Annotated in this window: 14 protein-coding genes; 1 reads left to right on the top strand and 13 read right to left on the bottom strand. The window is 69.4% G+C overall.

Annotation, left to right across the window (positions count from 1 at the left end):
• Positions 1-66: 66 nt before the first annotated feature.
• Genes ppc through cysM form a run of 5 tightly spaced genes read right to left on the bottom strand, consistent with a single transcriptional unit; the run spans position 67 to position 8,193 of the window.
• On the bottom strand, positions 67-2,715 hold the full coding sequence (gene ppc, locus ABE957_RS03295) for a phosphoenolpyruvate carboxylase (protein WP_349757246.1): 2,649 nt from the start codon (positions 2,713-2,715) through the stop codon (positions 67-69).
• Positions 2,712-3,587 carry a nucleoside triphosphate pyrophosphohydrolase gene (gene mazG, locus ABE957_RS03290; protein ID WP_349757245.1) on the bottom strand — a complete coding sequence of 292 codons (876 nt, stop codon included), beginning with the start codon at positions 3,585-3,587 and terminating at the stop codon, positions 2,712-2,714. Before mazG ends, ppc begins: the two co-directional genes overlap by 4 nt.
• On the bottom strand, positions 3,584-5,860 hold the full coding sequence (gene relA, locus ABE957_RS03285; protein ID WP_349757244.1) for a GTP diphosphokinase: 2,277 nt from the start codon (positions 5,858-5,860) through the stop codon (positions 3,584-3,586). Before relA ends, mazG begins: the two co-directional genes overlap by 4 nt.
• The gene (locus tag ABE957_RS03280; protein ID WP_349757242.1) at positions 5,853-7,295 is read right to left on the bottom strand and encodes a TRAM domain-containing protein; all 1,443 of its coding nucleotides are present in this window, start codon (positions 7,293-7,295) and stop codon (positions 5,853-5,855) included. The genes relA and ABE957_RS03280 overlap by 8 nt, the downstream gene beginning before the upstream one ends.
• Before the next feature lies 1 nt (position 7,296).
• Entirely contained in the window at positions 7,297-8,193 is an 897-nt protein-coding gene (gene cysM, locus ABE957_RS03275; RefSeq protein ID WP_349757241.1) for a cysteine synthase CysM, read from the bottom strand.
• A 117-nt stretch (positions 8,194-8,310) separates the two neighbouring features.
• On the opposite strand from cysM, the gene ABE957_RS03270 reads away from it, so the two are divergent.
• Positions 8,311-11,025 (top strand): ATP-binding protein, encoded by a 2,715-nt coding sequence (locus ABE957_RS03270; RefSeq protein WP_349757240.1) that lies wholly within the window; start codon positions 8,311-8,313, stop codon positions 11,023-11,025.
• Here ABE957_RS03270 and ABE957_RS03265 read toward each other — a convergent pair.
• The 8 genes from ABE957_RS03265 to ABE957_RS03230 form a co-directional block, all read right to left on the bottom strand.
• Positions 10,965-11,342: a holo-ACP synthase gene (locus ABE957_RS03265; RefSeq protein WP_349757239.1), complete on the bottom strand. Its 378-nt coding sequence runs from the start codon at positions 11,340-11,342 to the stop codon at positions 10,965-10,967. The two genes, ABE957_RS03270 and ABE957_RS03265, sit on opposite strands and share 61 nt — an antisense overlap.
• Positions 11,339-12,151 carry a pyridoxine 5'-phosphate synthase gene (gene pdxJ / locus ABE957_RS03260; RefSeq protein WP_349757238.1) on the bottom strand — a complete coding sequence of 271 codons (813 nt, stop codon included), beginning with the start codon at positions 12,149-12,151 and terminating at the stop codon, positions 11,339-11,341. Before pdxJ ends, ABE957_RS03265 begins: the two co-directional genes overlap by 4 nt.
• A 199-nt stretch (positions 12,152-12,350) precedes the next feature.
• On the bottom strand, positions 12,351-13,052 hold the full coding sequence (gene recO, locus ABE957_RS03255) for a DNA repair protein RecO (RefSeq protein WP_349757237.1): 702 nt from the start codon (positions 13,050-13,052) through the stop codon (positions 12,351-12,353).
• A 15-nt stretch (positions 13,053-13,067) separates the two neighbouring features.
• A complete protein-coding gene (era, locus tag ABE957_RS03250) occupies positions 13,068-13,967 on the bottom strand; it encodes a GTPase Era (RefSeq protein WP_349757236.1) in 900 nt (299 codons plus the stop codon).
• Positions 13,964-14,668, bottom strand: coding sequence for a ribonuclease III (gene rnc / locus ABE957_RS03245; protein ID WP_349757235.1), 705 nt, complete (start codon positions 14,666-14,668; stop codon positions 13,964-13,966). The genes era and rnc overlap by 4 nt, the downstream gene beginning before the upstream one ends.
• 97 nt (positions 14,669-14,765) lie before the next feature.
• Positions 14,766-15,569 (bottom strand): signal peptidase I, encoded by an 804-nt coding sequence (gene lepB, locus ABE957_RS03240; protein WP_349757234.1) that lies wholly within the window; start codon positions 15,567-15,569, stop codon positions 14,766-14,768.
• Between the two features lie 14 nt (positions 15,570-15,583).
• Positions 15,584-17,401, bottom strand: a complete 1,818-nt coding sequence (gene lepA, locus ABE957_RS03235; RefSeq protein ID WP_349757233.1) for a translation elongation factor 4 — start codon at positions 17,399-17,401, stop codon at positions 15,584-15,586.
• Between the two features lie 221 nt (positions 17,402-17,622).
• Positions 17,623-19,053, bottom strand: a complete 1,431-nt coding sequence (locus ABE957_RS03230; RefSeq protein ID WP_349757232.1) for a DegQ family serine endoprotease — start codon at positions 19,051-19,053, stop codon at positions 17,623-17,625.
• Between the last annotated feature and the right edge of the window lie 9 nt (positions 19,054-19,062).

Genomic DNA, 19,062 nt, shown 5'->3' with positions numbered 1-19,062 from the left:
GTGATGGCCGGGGCGATGTCGTCGGCCGCCCAACGTCGCATCGGGCAGGGCCGGGTCGACCAGGGATCAGCCGGTGTTGCGAAGCCCCGCCGCGATGCCCGCCATGGTGACCATCAGGGCCCGCGACAGGTCCGCGCTGATGGCTCCGTCGGCATCGCGGTTACGCTGCAGCAGTTCGGCCTGGAGGCCATGCAGCGGATCAATGTAGGGGTTACGCACGTCGATGGCCTGGCGAATCAACGGCGTACCCTCGAGCAGTGCCTGCTGGTCGAGCACCTGCAGCACCGCGTCCTGGAGGCGACCGAAGCGCGTCCGCAGCCGCTCCCCCAGCGCCTTGAGGGCCGGCTCGTCCACCAGGCGATGCTCGTAGTAGGCGGCGATGTCCACGTCGGCCTTGGCCAGCAGCATCTCCAACATGTCGAGATAGGTGCCGAAGAAGGGCCACTCCTGGCGCATCTCGCGCAGCAGCTCGAGGCCGCCCGGCGTCTCGAGGCGCTCGCTGAAGGCCTCGCCGCTGCCGAGCCACGCCGGCAGCATCAGGCGAGTCTGGGTCCAGGCGAAGATCCAGGGGATGGCCCGCAGGGTCTCCACCCCGCCGTCCTGGCGACGCTTGGTCGGCCGCGAGCCCAGCGGCAGGCGACCCAGCGCCCCCTCCGGGGTCACCGAGCGGAAGTAGGGCACGAAGTCGGGATCCTCGCGCACCACGCTCACGTAGGCGCCGTGGGCCACCTTGGCCAGGCGATCCATCTCCTCGCGCCACTCCGCCCGCGGCGACGGCGGCGGCAGCAGGCTCGCCTCGAGCACCGCACAGGCGTAGATCTCCATGGAGCGCAGGGCGATCTCCGGCTGGCCGAACTTGAAGCGGATCATCTCGCCCTGCTCGGTCACCCGCAGGCTGCCGTTCACCGAGCCCGGCGGCTGGGAGAGGATGGCCGCATGGGCCGGGCCGCCGCCGCGCCCCACGGTGCCGCCGCGACCGTGGAACAGCGTCAGGTCGACGCCGTGTCGATCGCACACCTCCACCAGCGTCTCCTGGGCGCGGTACTGCGCCCAGGCGGCGGCCAGCTGGCCGGCATCCTTGGCGGAGTCCGAGTAGCCGATCATCACCTCCTGGCTATCGCCGGCCAGCTCCCGGTAGCCCGGCAGCGCCAGCAGGTGGTCGATCACCTCACCGGCATGGTCGAGATCATCGAGGGTCTCAAACAGCGGCGCGATGGGCAGGCTCACGGCGCCGCCCACCTCCTTCATCAGCAGCGCCACGGCGAGCACGTCGGAGGGCTCACCGGCCATGGAAATGATGTAGGTGCCGAGCGCCTCGCGATGCTCGGAGGCGATCACGCGAAAGGTGTCGATGACCTCTCGGGACTCCGCCGAGCACTCCCAGCGCCGCGGGATCAGCGGACGCCGGGAGGCCAGCTCGGCGAGCAGGAACTCCTGGCGCGTCGCCTCGTCCCAGTCGCGATAGTGGCCGAGGGCCAGGCCGTCGGTGAGCTCCTCCATCACCTGGGCGTGGCGACTGGCCTCCTGGCGCAGGTCGAGCTTGGTCAAGGTCACGCCGAACACGGCGACGCGGCGCAGGGTGTCGAGCAGCACGCCGTTGGCGATGGTGTCCAGGCCGACGTCGCACAGCGAGCGGTAGCAGGCCAGCAGCGGCGCATAGAGCTGATCGCGGGTCTCGATGATCGGGCCGTCGTCGACGCTGCGCCCGTCCAGCTGTGCCTTGGCCCAGTCCCGCGTCGCCTCGACGCGGGTCACCAGGCGCTTGAGCAGCTCGCGGTAGGGCTCGGCCACCTCGCCCACCTCGGCGCGCAGCGCGCTGTTGGCCTTCCACATGGAGAGCTCGGCCTTGAGCTGCTCCAGGTCGCGCAGGTAGAGATCGGCGGCCATCCAGCGGCCCAGCAGCAGCACCTCGCGGGTCACCTTGGCGGTGACGTTGGGATTGCCGTCGCGGTCGCCGCCCATCCAGGAGGCGAAGCGAATCGGCGCGGCATCCAGCGGCAGGCGCTCGCCGGCGGTCTCCAGCAGCAGGTTGTCGAGGTCGCGATGGAAATCGGGCACCGCCTGCCACAGCGAGTTCTCGATCACCGCGAAGCCCCACTTGGCCTCGTCCACCGGGGTCGGCCGCTCGTGGCGGATCTCGTCGGTGTGCCAGGCCTGGCTGATCAGCTCCTCCAGGCGCCCCTGGGCGCGCACGCCGCGCTCCGGGTAGTCGCCGGAGGACTCGATGGCGGTCAGGCAGTCGTCGATGGCGTCGTACTTCTGGATCAGGGTGCGCCGGATGACCTCGGTGGGATGCGCGGTGAGCACCAGCTCGACGCGCATGCCGGCGAGGCTCTCGACCAGCTTGCGCGGCGAGTGGCCGGCGCCCCGGGCGCGCTCGAGCAGCTCGGAGAGCACCGGCTGGGTGCCGGGCCGGTAATCCTCGACGCGACGGAAGCGCGCCCGATAGTGCTGCTCGGCGATGTTGGCGAGGTTGAGGAACTGGTTGAAGGCGCGGGTGACCGGCAGCAGGTCGCGGTCGGGCAGCTTGCGCAGGTACTCGATCAGCTCGCGCTGACTGCCGTGCTCGCCCTGGCGGCCGCCCTTGGCGAAGCCGCGGATGGCCTCGATGCGATCGACGAAGCCCGGCCCGAGATCATCGGCGATGGTGCGCCCGAGGCTGTCGCCCAGGATACGAACGTTGTCACGCAGTGATTCATGTAGATCATGGCTCATGGCCGGGTCTCTCCTTGCGGCGATTCCTTGTGGGGGACGTCGTGTCGCTTGGCCGCCTGCCAGTGGCGCTCCATGGCCGCCAGGCCCGCCTCGGGCAGCGGCACGTCCTCGGCGGCCAGCGCCGCCTCCACGTGGCGAAAGCGCCGCTCGAACTTGGCATTGGTGTGGCGCAGGCACTGCTCGGGGTCGGCCTTGAGGGTGCGCGCCAGGTTGGTGACGGCGAACAGCAGATCGCCTACCTCCTCCGTGGCATGCCGGCGATCACCCTCGGCCAGGGCCTCCTCGACCTCATCGAGCTCCTCGCGGATCTTCGCCAGCACGCCGCGCGCATCGGGCCAGTCGAAGCCGACCCGAGCCGCCCGCTTGGAGAGCTTGGCGGCCCGCGCGAGCGCCGGCAGGGTCCGCGGCACGTCGTCGAGCACCGAGAGGGCCTCGGCCTCCTCGCGCGCGCGCTCGGCGCGCTCCTCGGCCTTCAGCGACTCCCAGCGCGAGTGCACCTGCCGGGTCTGGACCTCGGCCGCACTCACGCCCTCGCGCCGCGAGGCCAGGGTGCCGTCGGGGAAGACGTGGGGATGGCGATGCAGCATCTTGGCGGTCAGGGTGTCGACCACGTCGTGGAAGTCGAAGCGCCCCTCCTCGGCCGCGAACTGGCTGTAGTAGACCACCTGGAAGAGCAGGTCGCCGAGCTCGCCGGGCAGCTCGTCCCAGGCGCGCCGCTCGATGGCATCGGCGACCTCGTAGGCCTCCTCGAGGGTATGCGGCACGATGGAGTCCCAGTGCTGCTGGACGTCCCAGGGGCAGCCCTGCTGGGGGTCTCTCAGCACGGCCATCAGCTCCAGCAGGTGGTTCAGGTCGTGGCGGGTGTCGCTCATGTGGCCTTCCTCTTGCCCTTGCCCTTCTTGCCGCCGCCGCGCAGGCGCCGCACCTCGATCACGTTGGGCAGCTGCTGGATGCGCGAGAAGAGCCGCCCCAAGGTCTCCAGGCCGTCGACCTCGACGGTGATGGACATGCGGGCGATGCCGTCGTCGGTATCGGTGAGGGTGTTGACGGAGAGCACGTTGAGGCGATCGTTGCTGAGCACGCCGGTGACGTCGCGCAGCAGCCCCGAGCGGTCCCAGGCCTGGATCTCGATGTCGACCGGATACAGGGTGCGGGCGCGCTCCCCCCACTCCACCTCGATGATGCGTTGCGGCTCATCGAGACGCAACTGGAGGATGTTGGGGCAGTCCTGGCGATGCACGGTGACGCCACGCCCCTGGGTGATGAAGCCGACGATCGACTCGCCGGGCACCGGATGGCAGCAGTTGGCCATGCTGGTCTTGAGGTTGCCCACGCCGAGCACGGTGATGTCGCCGCCAGGGCCCTTGCCGGTGGCCTTGCGCGGCTTGGCCAGCAGGCGGTCGAGCTGCTCCTGATCGTCGCTCTCGCCGAACAGCTGCTGCGCCTGGTGCAGCACCTGGCCGATGCGCAGGTCGCCGGCCCCCAGGGCGGCATACATGTCCTCCGGGGTCGGGTAGTTGACCTTGTTGGCCAGGCGGGTGAGATCCATGCCCTCGACGTCGAGCCGCTTCATCTCGCGCTCGAACAGCGCCCGGCCCTCCTCGAGATTGCGGTCGCGCGCCTGCAGCTTGAACCAGGCCTGGATCTTGGCGCGGGCCCGGGAGGTGCGCACGTAGCCCAGGTTGGGGTTGAGCCAGTCGCGGCTCGGCCCGCTCTTGCTGGCGGTGAGGATCTCCACCTGCTGGCCGGTCTTCAACCGATAGGTGAGCGGCACGATGCGCCCGTCGACCTTGGCGCCGCGACAGCGATGCCCGACCTCGGTGTGCACCCGGTAGGCGAAGTCGATGGGCGTGGCCACCCGCGGCAGGTCGATGACGTGGCCGTCGGGGGTGAAGACGTAGATGCGATCCGGCGCCACGTCGCTGGTCAGCCCCTCGCGAAGGTCGCCGAAGTCGCCGACCTCCTCGTGCCACTCGAGCACCTGGCGCAGCCAGGCGATCTTCTCCTCGTAGCTGGCGCTGCGGGCGCTGGTATCGTGCCCCTTGTAGCGCCAGTGGGCGCAGACCCCGAGCTCGGCCTCCTCGTGCATGGCGAAGGTGCGGATCTGGATCTCCAGCACCTTGTTCTCCGGGCCGAGGACCGCGGTGTGCAGCGACTGGTAGCCGTTCTTCTTGGGGTTGGCGATGTAGTCGTCGAACTCGTTGGGCACGTGGTGCCAGCGCGAGTGGACGATGCCCAGCACCGTGTAGCAGTCGCTCACCTCGGGCACCAGGATGCGCACCGCCCGGATATCGTGAACCTGGGAGAAGTCGATGCGCTTGCGCTTCATCTTTCGCCAGATCGAATAGATGTGCTTGGCGCGGCCGTCGACCTGATAGCGACGGATGCCCTGGGCCGACATCAGCGACTTGAGGGTCTCCACCACCTCGCTGATGTAACGGTCGCGATCCTGGCGCCGCTCGGCCAGCTGCCGGGCGATGGTCTTGTAGTCGTCCTCGTGCAGGTAGCGAAAGGAGAGGTCCTCGAGCTCCCACTTGAGGTGGCCGATACCCAGCCGGTGGGCCAGCGGGGCATAGATGTCGAACACCTCGCGGGCCACCTGCAGGCGCTTCTCGCGCGGCGCGTCGCGCACCTGGCGCAGCGCGCAGGTGCGCTCGGCGATCTTGATCAGGGCGACGCGCACGTCGTCGATCAGGTTGACCAGCATCTTGCGCAGGTTGTCCTGCTGATCGTGCTGGGTGAGGCCCTGGCTGGGCGCCTGGAAGGTGCTGATGGCGGCCATCTGCAGCACGCCGTCGATCAGTCCGGCGACCTCGTGGCCGAAGCGCTTCTCGACCTCGGCGAGGCCGATCAGCCGCTCGCGCACCGCCCGATAGAGCACCGCGGCCTCGAGGGCCGGCTGGTCGAGCTTGAGCTCGCCGAGGATATCGGCCATCTCGAGCCCCATGCGAAAGCTCGAGCCGTCCAGAAGCCAGGTCTTGTGGGGGCGCCCGGAAGTCTCTTCCAGGTGCTGGGCGAGCCGGCAGGCCTGATCCATCTCCGCGACGTCGCGCAGCTTCACGTCGTCCTGCAGGCGCGTCAGCCACAGGTCGATATCGACCGCCCCCTCCTGGGTCAACGGCTGATCCTCACGCACTTTAACCATCGCTTGGCGCTCCTTGGGGGTCGCGAGCCGAGCCCGTGAACTCGAACATCAGCATGGATTCCAGGTGGGAGGTGTGCACGAACATGTCGGCGACCGCCGCACGCACGATCCGGTATCCGCCCTGCACGAGGTGTGCCGCATCCCGCGAGAGGGTCGCCGGATCGCAGGAGATATACAGCAGGTGGGGCACCGGGTGCGCCGTCAGCGCCTGGCTCACCGCCTCGGCGCCCTCCCGGGGCGGATCCAGCACCACCGCCTCGGGTCGCGTCGCCGCGAGCAGCGCGCGTACCGCCGCCGGGTCATTGAGGTCGGCCTGGTGTGCATCGATATCCAGGCCGTTGGCTCGCGCGTTATCGGCCAGGCGCTCGACCATCGCCGGACTGCCCTCCGCCGTGGTGACCCGGGCGCCGGCCGCGGCCAGCGGCAGGCTGAAGTTGCCGACGCCGGCGAACAGATCGAGCAGACGGGCCTTCCCGACGAGCGGCGAGAGCCAGGCGAGCGCGGCGCCGACCATCAGGCGGTTGACCTCGGCATTGGCCTGGAGGAAGTCCCCGGGTTCGACGCGCAGCGCGATCTCGCCGGATGGCCCCGGCACCCGACACTCGAGCGCCGGCACCGGCGTCAGCCATTCGAAGGCCGGGCCCTCGCGACCCAGCCAGCGGGCGAGGTGCACGCCCTGGGCCTCGGCGAAGGCCTGCCAGCGGCGGGTGTCGCCCGCATGCTCGCGCAGCTGGCGTACCACCAGCACCACGCCGCGATCGCTTTCGAGCAGCTCGAGGTGTCCGACCTGGCGCGGCGACTCGAGCGCGGAAAGCTGCCGGTGCAGAGGCGCCAGCAGGGCCTCCAGGGCCGGCACCAGCACGCTGCAGGAGTCGATGTCGACCAGGCGATGGGTATGACGGGCGCGAAAGCCGAGATGCACCCGACCATCGGCGTCGACCTTGACGCCCAGGCGGGCGCGGCGGCGGTAGTCCTCGCCCGCCCCGGCCAGCAGCGCAGGCGATGCGTCCAGCGAGATGCCCTGGCGCCCCAGCAGCTCCTCGAGGACCGTCTGCTTGTGGCGGCGCTGGGCCGGCAGGGCGAGGTGCTGCAGGTCGCAGCCGCCGCAGCGACCGAAGTGGGGGCACGGCGGCGTAACGCGCTCCGGCGAGGGGGTCAAGAGCTCGCGGACGTGCGCCTCGTCGAAGCGCTTGCGGGTGCGATGCACGGCGACTCTCACCCGCTCGCCCGGCAGCGCGCCGTCGACGAACACCGTCTTGCCCTCTGGGGAGCGGGCCACGCCCCGCCCGTCGTGGGCCAGGCCCTGGATCTCCAGCAGATCGGGCTCCTGCCGGTGAGAGGCGGCGGGCGCGTGGCGGTCATCGGCCTTTCGTCCCTGCAGCCCCGAGACGCCCGACGGGGCCCGTTTCGGTCGGCGCTTGCCCAGCATGGCCATATCAGCGCTCCGGGGCGAAAAGGCCGGTGGACAGGTAGCGGTCGCCGCGGTCGCAGACGATGAAGGCGATCACCGCGTTCTCCACCTCGGCGGCGATGCGCAGCGCGCCGGCGAGCGCGCCGCCGGAGGAGACCCCGGCCAGGATGCCCTCTTCCCGGGCCAGGCGACGCATGTGTTCCTCGGCCTCCTGCTGGCCGATGTCCAGTACCCGGTCGACACGACTGGCGTCGAAGATGCTCGGCAGGTACTGCGGCGGCCAGCGGCGAATGCCGGCGATACTGGCCCCGTCCTCGGGCTGCAGGCCGACGATCTGTACCTCGGGGTTGCGCTCCTTGAGGTAGCGCGACACGCCCATGATGGTGCCGGTGGTGCCCATGGAGCAGACGAAGTGCGTGATGGTGCCGCCGGTCTGCTCCCACAGCTCCGGCCCGGTGGTGCGATAGTGGGCCAGTGGATTGTCGGGGTTGGCGAACTGGTTCAGCGGCTTGCCCTCCCCGCGGGCGACCATGGCCTCGGCCAGGTCGCGCGCTTCCTCCATGCCCCCCTCCTTGCTCACCTCGATCAGCTCGGCCCCGTAGGCGGCCATGGCCTGCTTGCGCTCGGCGGAGGCGCTCTCCGGCATGATCATCACCATGCGATAGCCCATGATGGCGGCCGCCATCGCCAGGGCGATGCCGGTATTGCCGGAGGTCGCCTCGATGAGGGTGTCGCCGGGAACGATCTCGCCCCGGGCCTCGGCCTGCTGGATCATGGAGAGGGCCGGACGATCCTTGACCGACCCGGCCGGGTTGTTGCCCTCCAGCTTGGCCAGCAGGGTGTTGCCGCGCCCGGCGGTGATGCGCTTGAGGCGGACCAGCGGCGTATGGCCGACGGTCTCCTCGAGTGTGGGGAAATGCATGTCACCTTCCTGATGAAATCGTCTTTTCGGCATTATATCCGTGCCACTCCATGCTGGACAGGCGTCCACCCCCGCTGTGGCATACTGGGGACCGATCCACCGTCCGACGAGCCCGCCATGTCCCTGAAGACGCGCCTGATGCTGTCGATCCTCGGCCTGCCGCTGCTGCTGCTGACGCTGCTGGCCGGCATGGCCGTGGTCCTCGAGGACCGCCAGGAGCACGCGGCGCTGCGCGATGACCTGCGCGAAAGCACCGCGCTGCTCGCCCCGAGCCTCGGCGAGGCGCTGGCGGCGGGCAATGACCAGGCACTGTTACGGCTGGGCGAGCGCCTGATGGCCCTGCCTCATGTCCAGGCGCTGGGCATCCGGGATGGCCGCGGGCAGCCTCGCCTCACTCTCGGCCAGCTCGGCCAACCGCCGGCGCCGCCGACGGGTGCCACCCCGCAGCTGCTCGAGCAAAGCCTGCGCTGGCGCTGGCAGACGCCCCTGCCGGGCCCGGGGCCGGCACCGGCCTGGCTGACCCTGGACGTCGACACCACGCCCCTGCTGCTGTCCCGCTATCGCCTCATGGCCAGTGCCGGGCTGGTGCTGATGCTCGCCGGGCTGCTGCTGTGGCTGGTCGGCTTCGCCGTCATCCGGCGAGTGACCCAGCCCCTGGAGGATGCCGGGCGCGCCCTGGAGCGCCTCGCCTTCGGCATGGAGCCGGCGCGACTGGCGCCGCCGGCCTCGCCGGAGCTCGGCGCGCTGACCCGACGCGTCAACGACCTCGCCGACCACCTGGCCGCGTCCCGGGACGACCTGCAGGCGCAGATCGAGCAGGCCACCAATGAGCTCCAGGAGTCCATGGAGACCATCGAGGTCCAGAACATCGAGCTGGACATGGCCCACCGCCGCGCCGTGGAGGCCAACCGGGTCAAGTCGGAGTTCATGGCCAACATGAGCCACGAGATCCGCACGCCCCTCAACGGCATCGTCGGCTTCTGCCGCCTGCTCGGGCGCTCGCGACTGGAGCCCCGCCAGCGTGAATGGCTGGACCATGTGCAACGCGCCTGCGACAACCTGCTGATGCTGGTCAACGACGTGCTGGACTTCTCGAAGCTGGAGGCCGGACGAGTCGAGCTGGAGACGCTGCCGCTGGACATGATCGCCCTGGTCGACGAGGTGCTGGGCCTCCAGGCACCGCTGGCGCAGCAGAAGGACCTTCAGCTGCTCGGCCTGGTCTACGACGACGTGCCCGCCGACCTCAAGGGCGACCCGCTGCGCATCCGTCAGGTGCTCACCAACCTGGTCAACAACGCCGTGAAGTTCACCGACCAGGGCGAGGTGATCGTGCGCGTCATGCTGGAAGAGGCCGAGCCCGACCGGATGCTGCTGCGCGTCGACGTCAGCGACACCGGCATGGGCCTGGGCGAGGAGGCGCGCCGCCGCCTGTTCCAGGCCTTCCATCAGGCCGATATCAGCCACTCCCGGGAGTTCGGCGGCACCGGCCTGGGGCTTGCCATCAGCCGCCAGCTGGTCGAGCAGATGGGCGGCGAGGTGAGCGTGGAGAGCGCCCCCGGCGAAGGCTCGACCTTCTCCTTCACCCTGCCGCTTGAGGGCAACGCCGAGGCCGAGCGCTCCCCCGAGCTTCGCCTTCAGGGCGATATCATTGCGCTCGACGAACCCCACCTGCCCACGCGCCGGGCCCTCAAGCACCTGTTGCGCCGCTGGGGCGCACGTGTCATCACGGCGACCCAGGCCGCCGCCGAGCCAGGCGTCGCGCTAATCGTGGTGGCGCTGGACGCCGAGGATCTCGAGGCCGCCTCGCTGGACACGTGGCGGCGGCGACTGGAGCACCTGGCCTGCCCCGCCCTGCTGCTGGTCAACGCCAGCCCGCCCGACCTCCCCGCCCTGCCCCTGCCGCATGGCGGCGAGATCCTCGCCAAACCGATCTCCCGCACGACGCTGGTCCAGGCGATGCGCCGCCACCTGGCGCACACGCCTCACGCCCTGCCGGCGCCGCCGTCTTCCCGCTCGCCCGCGAGCGTGGCGCGGCTGCTGGTGGTCGACGACACCGAGTCCAACCGCCTGCTGATGCGCGAACTGCTGAACGATGTCGGGGTCGCGGTGACCCTGGCGGCGAGCGGCGCCGAGGCGCTGAGCCTGGCGCGCCAGCAGCGCTTCGACCTGGTGCTGATGGACATTCGCATGGCCGGCATGGATGGCCTGGAGACGACTCGGGCGCTGAGGGGGCTCGGCGGAGAGTGGCGGCGGGTGCCGATCATCGCCGTCACCGCCCACGTGCAGGGCGAACAGCAGCGCACGCTTCGCGAGAGCGGGCTCGACGATGTGCTGATCAAGCCGCTGGAGCCCCAGCGGCTCGTCCGGCTGCTCGAGGAGACCCTCGGCCTCACGATGCCATCGCGCCTCTCCGCCGAGGCAACGACGACGCAGTACGCGGGACAGGAACTGGCCGTGGTCGACCTGGAGATCGGCACGCGGCTAGCCGGCGGGCGCGAGGCGCTCGCGCGGGAGCTGCTCGAGAAACTGGCCGACTCCCTGCCGGAGAGCGAGCAGGCCATCCGCGATGCCATCGCGCGCCACGACGACGAGGCCCTGCTGGATGCCCTGCACGCCCTGAACGGCGCCTGTCGCTACTGCGGCACCCCGCGCCTGGGGCTGCTGGCGGAGACCCTGGAGACCCGCCTGAGATCACGCGGCCAGGAGGCAGTGGTGGCGCTGCTGCCCGACCTCTATGCCGCCATGGCCGAACTGCGCCGCTGGCAGGCGGATCAGCCCTCGAGCACGACGAAGGCCATGGCCAGGGCCTCCTCATCGGAGAGCGACAGGTGAAGGGCGCGCACGCCGGCCGCCTCGGCCAGCGCCTGCGCCTTGCCGGAGAGCACCAGCGAGGGACGTCCCAGGGCATCGTTGACCACCTGGATCTCGGTCCAGCGCATGCCGCGGCGCAGCCCCGTGCCCAGCGCCTTGACGAAGGCCTCCTTGGCCGCGAAGCGCTTGGCCAGGAAGGCCGCCGGCAGCACGTGGCCGCGTAACCGCTCCCGCTCGAGCTCGCCGAGCAGGCGCAGGGCGAAGCGCTCGCCGTGACGCGCCATGGCCCGTTCGAAGCGGGCCACCCGGGCGATATCGGTGCCGATGCCGATGATCATCGGCAGCAGCCTGCCTCATCGTCGTGGTCATGATCATGGTCGTGATCGTGCTCATCGAGCGCCGCCAGCAGACCGGCCTCCTGGCCGGCGATGGCCAGCCGCTTCATCTCGGCCACGGCCTCCTTGAGCCCCACGAAGAGCGACCGAGCGATGATCGCATGGCCGATATTGAGCTCGTGGACACCGGGCAGCGCCGCCACGGCCTCGACGTTGTGGTAGTGCAGGCCGTGACCGGCATTCACGGTGAGGCCAAGCTCATTGGCCATCTCGGCGGCGGCGGCGAGCCGCGCATGCTCGCGGCGCGCGGTCGCGCCCGTGGCCTCGGCATAGGCGCCGGTATGCAGCTCGATCACCGGCGCTCCGACCTGGGCGGCGGCGGCGATCTGCTCGGGCTCCGGGTCGATGAACAGTGACACCTCGCAGCCCGCCGCCGCCAAGCGCCGACAGGCCTCGCCGATCGCCTCCTGGCTGCCCGCCACGTCGAGCCCGCCCTCGGTGGTCAGCTCCTTGCGCTTCTCCGGCACCAGGCAGACGTGGGCGGGACGTAGCTCCTCGGCCAGGCGAATCATCTCCTCGGTGACGGCCATCTCGAGGTTCATGCGGGTATTGAGCACCTCGGCCAGCAGGCGCACGTCGCGCTCCTGGATATGGCGACGGTCCTCGCGCAGGTGCACGGTGATGCCGTCGGCGCCCGCCTCCTCGGCGAGCAGGGCCGCCTGGACGGGGTCGGGGTAGCGGGTGCCACGGGCCTGGCGCAGAGTAGCGATATGGTCGATGTTGACGCCGAGCAGGATACGCGGGGGGTGCATGGAGACTCCAAGGGGTCGGAAAATCAGGAATAAGCAACCCGCCTGAGCCGTGGGCTCGGGGCTGATCCGGCGGCAGCCCTGTGAGGAGGCGCCATGAACCCATCCCTGGGCGCTACCGATGCCATCCGTGGCATAGGATCTCCTCTTCGGTCTACCCCCGGCGCCCCTCACGGTCATTGCGAGAAGTGCCAGAAAGTCATCAGTGTGAACCGGCCCGCCGACGCTGAGCAAGCTGGACCATCAGCTCCCGGGAGCGCAGCGGGCGCGCGCCGAGCAGCGGCGCCAGGGCCCGCCGCGTGACCGCCTTGGCAGGACCGGCGAGCCCCGGCTCGTCCCAGCCGCCCCGGGCCAGCAGCCTCAGGGTGCGCCCGTCGATACCGCGCTCGGCGGCCACGAAGGCCCGCGAGGTGTGGTCCAGGTCGTAGCGGCCCTGGGGGTCGAGCTCGCCCCCCTCGGGGTCGGTGAAGCGCGGCAGGGCATCGAGCGCCTCGAGCACCGCCACCTCCAGCCGACGCAGCGACGCGCCCCGGCCGTCGGGGCGCGGCAACGCCTCCAGCATGGCGGTGTAGTAGGCGAATACCTCGGCGACCGGCAGCTCCACCGGCAACACCCGAGTCAGCAGCTCGTTGGCATAGAGCCCGCAGAGCAGGCCCTCGCCGGCCAGCAGCGCCGCGCTGCCGCGCCCCTCCATCAGCCGCAGACGCTTGAGCTCACCCTCCCCGGCCCAGGTAACGTGCATCGGGGCGAAGGGCTGTAGCCGGCCGCGGGCGCGGCTGCCCGGGCGCTGCACGCCCTGGGCGACGGCCCGCACCCGGCCGTGATGGAGGGTCAGCAGGTCGACCAGGGCACTGGTCTCGCGATAGGGGCGCTTGTGCAGCAGGAAGGCCGGTTCGGGGGTCATCGCGGCGTCATGGCATCAGTCGAGGTCGTAGCCCAGGCTCTTCAGGGCCCGCTCGTCGTCGGACCAGCCACTCTTGACCTTGACCCAGAGGTTGAGCATCACCTTGGCGCCCAGCGCGCGCTCCATGTCGAGGCGCGCCTCGCGGCCGATGTTCTTGATCCGGTCGCCCTTCTCGCCGATCAGGATCTTCTTCTGACCCGCCCGCTCGACGAGGATCAGAGCGCTGATGTGCACCACCCGCCCCTCGTCACGGAACTCCTCGATCTCCACGGTCATCTGGTAGGGCAGCTCGTCGCCGAGCTGGCGCATCACCTTCTCGCGCACCAGCTCGGCGGCCAGGAAGCGCTGGCTCTTGTCGGTGACCTGATCCTCGGGGAAGTAGTGCACGCTCTCGGGCAGGTGCTTGGCGACCTCGGCCTCGAGCTCGGGCACGTTGGTGCCGTGCTTGGCGGAGATCGGCACGATGGCGGCGAAGTCGCGGCGCGCACCGACCTGCTCCAGCCACGGCAGCAGGCTGGCCTTGTCCTGCAGGCGGTCGACCTTGTTGACGGCCAGGATCACCGGCGCCTCGACGTGCTCCAGGCGCTGCAGCACCACCTGGTCCTCATCGCTCCAGCGGGTGCGATCGATGATGAACACCACGCAGTCGACGTCGCGCAGGGCCTGCACGGCGGCCTGGTTCATGAAGCGGTTGATCGCCTTGTTGCGATCCTTCGCCATGATGTGGATGCCCGGGGTGTCGACGTAGATGAACTGCGCCTCCTCCTCGGTCTTGATGCCCATCACCTGGTGGCGCGTGGTCTGGGGACGGCGCGAGGTGATGGAGATCTTCTGGCCGAGGATCCGATTCATCAGCGTCGACTTGCCGACGTTGGGGCGGCCGACGATGGCCACGAAACCGCAGGTGGTGGTCATGATTGGCTCCCGGTGCCGTGGGTCTTGGTCGGTTCGAGCTGGGACAGGGCCTGTTCGGCGGCCAGCTGCTCGGCGTGACGACGGCTAGCGCCGACGCCTCGGGTGTGCTCGTCGAGCACCTCGACATGGCAATCGACGGTAAAGGTCTGGGCGTGCGCCTCGCCTTCGACCGAGGTCACCTCGTAACGCGGCAGGGCCACCTGGCGCGACTGCAGGAACTCCTGCAGGCGCGTCTTGGGATCCTTCTGGGTGTCCTCGAGGCTGATCGCCTCGAGGCGCTCGGCGTACCAGGAGAGCACGCGGGTCCGGGCCGTCTCCATGCCGGCGTCCAGATAGATCGCCCCGAGCACCGCCTCGACGGCATCGGCGAGGATCGAATCGCGGCGGTGTCCCCCGCTCTTCATCTCGCCGGAGCCGAGCCGCAGGCATTCACCGAAGGCCATCTCGCGGGCCAGTTCGGCCAGGGTCTTGCCCTTGACCAGGCGCGCGCGCAGCCGCGACAGCTGCCCTTCCCGCGCCTCGGGAAAGCGCCGGAAGAGCGCCTCCGCGATGACGAAGTTGACGATCGAGTCACCGAGAAATTCGAGGCGTTCGTTGTTCTGACCGCCGTAACTGCGGTGGGTCATGGCCAGTTCGAGCAGACCGGGATCGGCGAACGCATGACCGATGCGGCGGCTGAAGGCGTTGAGGGAGTTGCTCACGGAGCTCCTGAATACGTCGATATCAAAGGGGTGTGTTCTCTCGCCGGGCCCGACGATCGGTCGGGCCCGGCAGGCGGGTCGGCTTGCTGACTACCCGCTACTGGATGCGGCGCACGCTGGTAAAGCTCGGCAGGCCGCCATCCCAGTGCATCCAGACGGCGAAGGCCTTGCCGACGATGTTCTCCTCCGGCACGAAGCCCCAGTAGCGGCTGTCGTTGGAGTGATCGCGGTTATCGCCCATGGTGAAGTAGTGGCCTTGCGGCACCACCAGCTCGCGCACCTGGGGACCGGGGTCCCGAGGATTATTGTAGAGCCGGTGCTCGCGCTCGCCCAGCTGCTCGGCCATCAGCAGCTCGGTGGGCGCCTTGACGGGCCCGGCCTCGAGCAGCCGCTTGGGCACCGCCTCGCCGTTGACGAAGAGCTGCTTGTCCTCGTAGCGAATCCGGTCGCCCGGCAGCCCGACGACGCGCTTGATGAAGTTCACCGAGGGCTCGTCGGGGAAACGGAACACCATGACGTCGCCGCGCTCGGGGTCGTCGACCTCGACGAAGCGGGTATTGATCACCGGCAGCCGCAGGCCATAGGCAAACTTGTTGACCAGGATGAAGTCGCCGATCTCCAGCGTCGGGCGCATCGAGCCGGAGGGAATCTGGAACGGCTCGACCAGAAAGCTCCTGAGCACCAGCACCACCAGCAGCACCGGGAAGAAGGAGCGGGCGTAGTCGACCGGCCAGGGCTCCTTGATCGCCTGCTCGCGCGCCCGTTCCCCGAGCCCCTCGGTGGTACCGGCCTCGACCGTGGCCAGCCGCTGCTGGCGCGCGGGACGCCACCAGAGCAGATCGAGCAGCCAGATCACTCCGGTGACGGCCACGGCCACCACCAGCATCAGAGAGAAGTCCATGCGGTTATCCGTCCCTAGTCATTGACCCTGAGCACGGCAAGGAAGGCATCCTGGGGAATCTCCACCCGGCCCACCTGCTTCATGCGTTTCTTGCCCGCCTTCTGCTTCTCGAGCAGCTTCTTCTTGCGGCTCACATCGCCCCCATAGCACTTGGCGGTGACGTTCTTGCGCAGCGCCTTGACGGTGGAGCGCGCCACCACCTGCCCGCCGATGGCGGCCTGGATGGCCACGTCGAACATCTGGCGCGGAATCAGCTCCTTCATCTTCTCGACCAGCAGGCGGCCCCGGCTGTGGGCGTGATCGCGATGGATGATCACCGCCAGGGCATCGACGCGGTCGCCGTTGATCAGCACGTCCAGGCGCACCAGCTTGGCCTCCTGGAAGCGCTCGAAGTTGTACTCCAGGGACGCATAGCCCTTGGAGATCGACTTCAGGCGATCGAAGAAGTCCATCACCACCTCGGACATGGGCAGCTCGTAGGTGAGCTGGATCTGGCTGCCGAGGAACTGCATGTCGAGCTGGGTGCCGCGGCGCTGCTCGCACTCGGTGATGACGTTGCCGACGAACTCCTGGGGCACCAGGATGCTGGCCCGCACGATGGGCTCGCGCATCTCCTCCACGTCGGCCATGTCGGGCAGCTTGGAGGGGTTGGCGACATAGACGATCTCGCCGTTCTTCATGGCGAGCTCGTAGACCACCGTGGGTGCGGTGGTGAGCAGGTCCAGGTCGTACTCGCGCTCCAGGCGCTCCTGGACGATCTCCATGTGCAGGGTGCCGAGGAAGCCGACCCGGAAGCCGAAGCCCAGGGCATCGGAGTTCTCCGGCTCGTAGTCCAGCGAGGCATCGTTGAGCGCCAGCTTCTCCAGGGCGTCACGGAAGTCCTCGTAGTCGTCGGCGCTGACCGGGAACATGCCGGCGTAGACCTGGGGCTTGACCTTCTGGAAGCCGGGCAGGCGTGGGACGTCCGGGGTCTTGGTATGGGTGATGGTATCGCCCACCGGCGCGCCATGGATGTCCTTGATGCCGGCGACCACGAAGCCGACCTCACCGGCGCGCAGGACGCCGGTTTCCTTGCGCAGCGGCGTGAAGATGCCCACTTCGCTGGCGGGCCAGTCACGGCCGGTGGAGGTCATGCGAATCTTGTCGCCCTTCTTCAGGGTGCCGTCGAAGATCCGCACCAGCGAGACCACACCCAGGTAGTTGTCGAACCAGGAGTCGATGATCAGCGCCTGAAGCGGCGCGGTGGGATCGCCCTTGGGGGGCGGAATGTCGCGCACCAGGCGCTCGAGCAGCCCATCGATGCCGAGCCCGCTCTTGGCCGAGACCTGGCAGGCATCGGTGGCGTCCAGCCCGATGATCTCCTCGATCTCGTGGGCCACCTTGTCCGGGTCGGCCTGGGGCAGGTCCATCTTGTTGAGCACCGGCAGCACCTCGAGGCCCTGCTCGATGGCGGTGTAGCAGTTGGCGACCGACTGGGCCTCGACGCCCTGGCCGGCGTCTACCACCAGCAGCGCCCCTTCGCAGGCGTAGAGCGAGCGGGAGACCTCGTAGGAGAAGTCCACGTGGCCCGGGGTGTCGATGAAGTTCAGCTGATAGACGTTGCCGTCATCAGCATGATAATCCAGCGTCACCGACTGGGCCTTGATGGTGATCCCGCGCTCACGCTCGAGGTCCATGGAGTCGAGCACCTGCTCCTTGAGCTCGCGCTCGGTCAGGCCACCGCAGGTCTGGATCAGCCGGTCGGCCAGGGTCGACTTGCCGTGGTCGATGTGGGCGATGATCGAGAAGTTACGGATGTGCTTGAGGGGATCGGAGGTTGCGTCTTGGGACATCGAGTCGATTCTGCCTTGTGGGTGTCGGGCCACGGCCGACCCGACGGATCGCGAGGCGGTCGGCTGGCGGGCTCTGATGGAATGGCCGCCATTGTAGCGGGATGCGCCTGCCAGATACAGCGACCCGACGGCGGCGGCCGTCGGGTCGGTATCACACAGGGCCTTGTTCGAGGCCTGTCACGCGCTCTGGCTGGGCCGGAGAAAGGCCGCAGACAGCCGGATCAGTCGCGGGAGAGCCGCATGGCAACGAACATCGAGCGGCCGTCGCGGAAGAGGCGCACCGGCACCGCGCGATCCTCGGAAAGCTCGGCCACCAGGTTCGCGAGCTGCTCGGGGTCCTCGACGGCGCGATGGTCGATGCTGACCAGCACGTCGCCGACGCGCAGCCCCGCCGCGGCGGCGGCACCGCTTGGATCGACCTCGGCGACGCGCACGCCGTGCTCGATGCCGAGCGCCTCGCGCTCGTCGCCCTGCAGCGGCTGCACGGCGATGCCGAGCCGGCCCGGGCCTTCATCCCGGGCGGCTGCGGGGCCCTCGCCCTGGGCCTCGGGCCACTCACCGAGGGTCACGGTCTCCTCGCGGCGCTTGCCATCGCGCAGCAGGGTCAGCTCGACCTCGCTACCCGGCAGCACCTGGCCGATCAGCCGCGGCAGGGTGCTGGACCGATCCACCTCGCGGCCATTCACCGAGAGGATCACGTCGCCGGCCTCGAGCCCCCCGCGGGCCGCCGGGCCCTCGGGGTCCAGATCGGCGATCAGCGCGCCCTCGGCGGTCTCCATGCCGAAGGACTCGGCCAGGTCACGGGAGACCGGCTGGATCATCACGCCGAGCCAGCCGCGGCTGACCTGGCCGTCGTCGCGCAGTTGGTCGGCCACGTCCATGGCGACGTTGATCGGGATCGCGAAGGAGAGCCCCATGTAGCCCCCACTGCGGGTGAGGATCTGCGAGTTGACCCCGATCACCTCCCCGTCGAGGTTGAAGAGCGGGCCGCCGGAGTTGCCCGGGTTGATGGCCACGTCGGTCTGGATGAAGGGCACGTAGGCGTCCCGGGGCAGGGTGCGGTCGATGGCGCTGATGATGCCGGCGGTCACCGAATGGTCGAAGCCGAAGGGCGAGCCGATCGCCGCCACCCACTGGCCCACGCTCAGCCCGTCGGAGTCGCCGAGCGCCAGGGTGGGCAGGTTGTCGGCATCGACCTTGAGCAAGGCCACGTCGGTCTTGGCATCGGCGCCCACCAGCTCGGCCTGCAGCTCACGGCGATCGTTGAGGCGCACCACGATCTCGTCGGCCCCGTCGACGACGTGGGCGTTGGTCATGACGTAGCCATCCTCGTCGATGATGAATCCCGAGCCCAGCGACTGGCGCTCCTCGCTGGGGCGCTGACCGTGCCCGGGCGGCATCTCGAACTGCTCACCGAAGCGATCGCCGAAGAAGTGACGGAAGATCTCGGGGATCTCCCGCCCGCCGAAGTCGTGGAAGGACGGCCCACGCCCTTTCACCGTGCGCGTGGTGGAGATATTGACCACGCCGGGGGCGGCCTCCTCGACCAGTTCGGTGAAGTCCGGCAGGTCACGAGCCATGGCCGACTGCCAGGCCAGCAGTGCCGTGGCAAGCAGCAGCCAGAGGGAAAGATGTCGCGTCATGCGTTTCATGAAGCACTC

It is taken from the genome of Halomonas pelophila (assembly GCF_040196315.1).
Lineage (GTDB): Bacteria > Pseudomonadota > Gammaproteobacteria > Pseudomonadales > Halomonadaceae > Halomonas > Halomonas pelophila.
The sequence above is the reverse complement of the archived record's forward strand: the minus strand, read 5'-3'. Positions and strand labels throughout refer to the sequence as shown.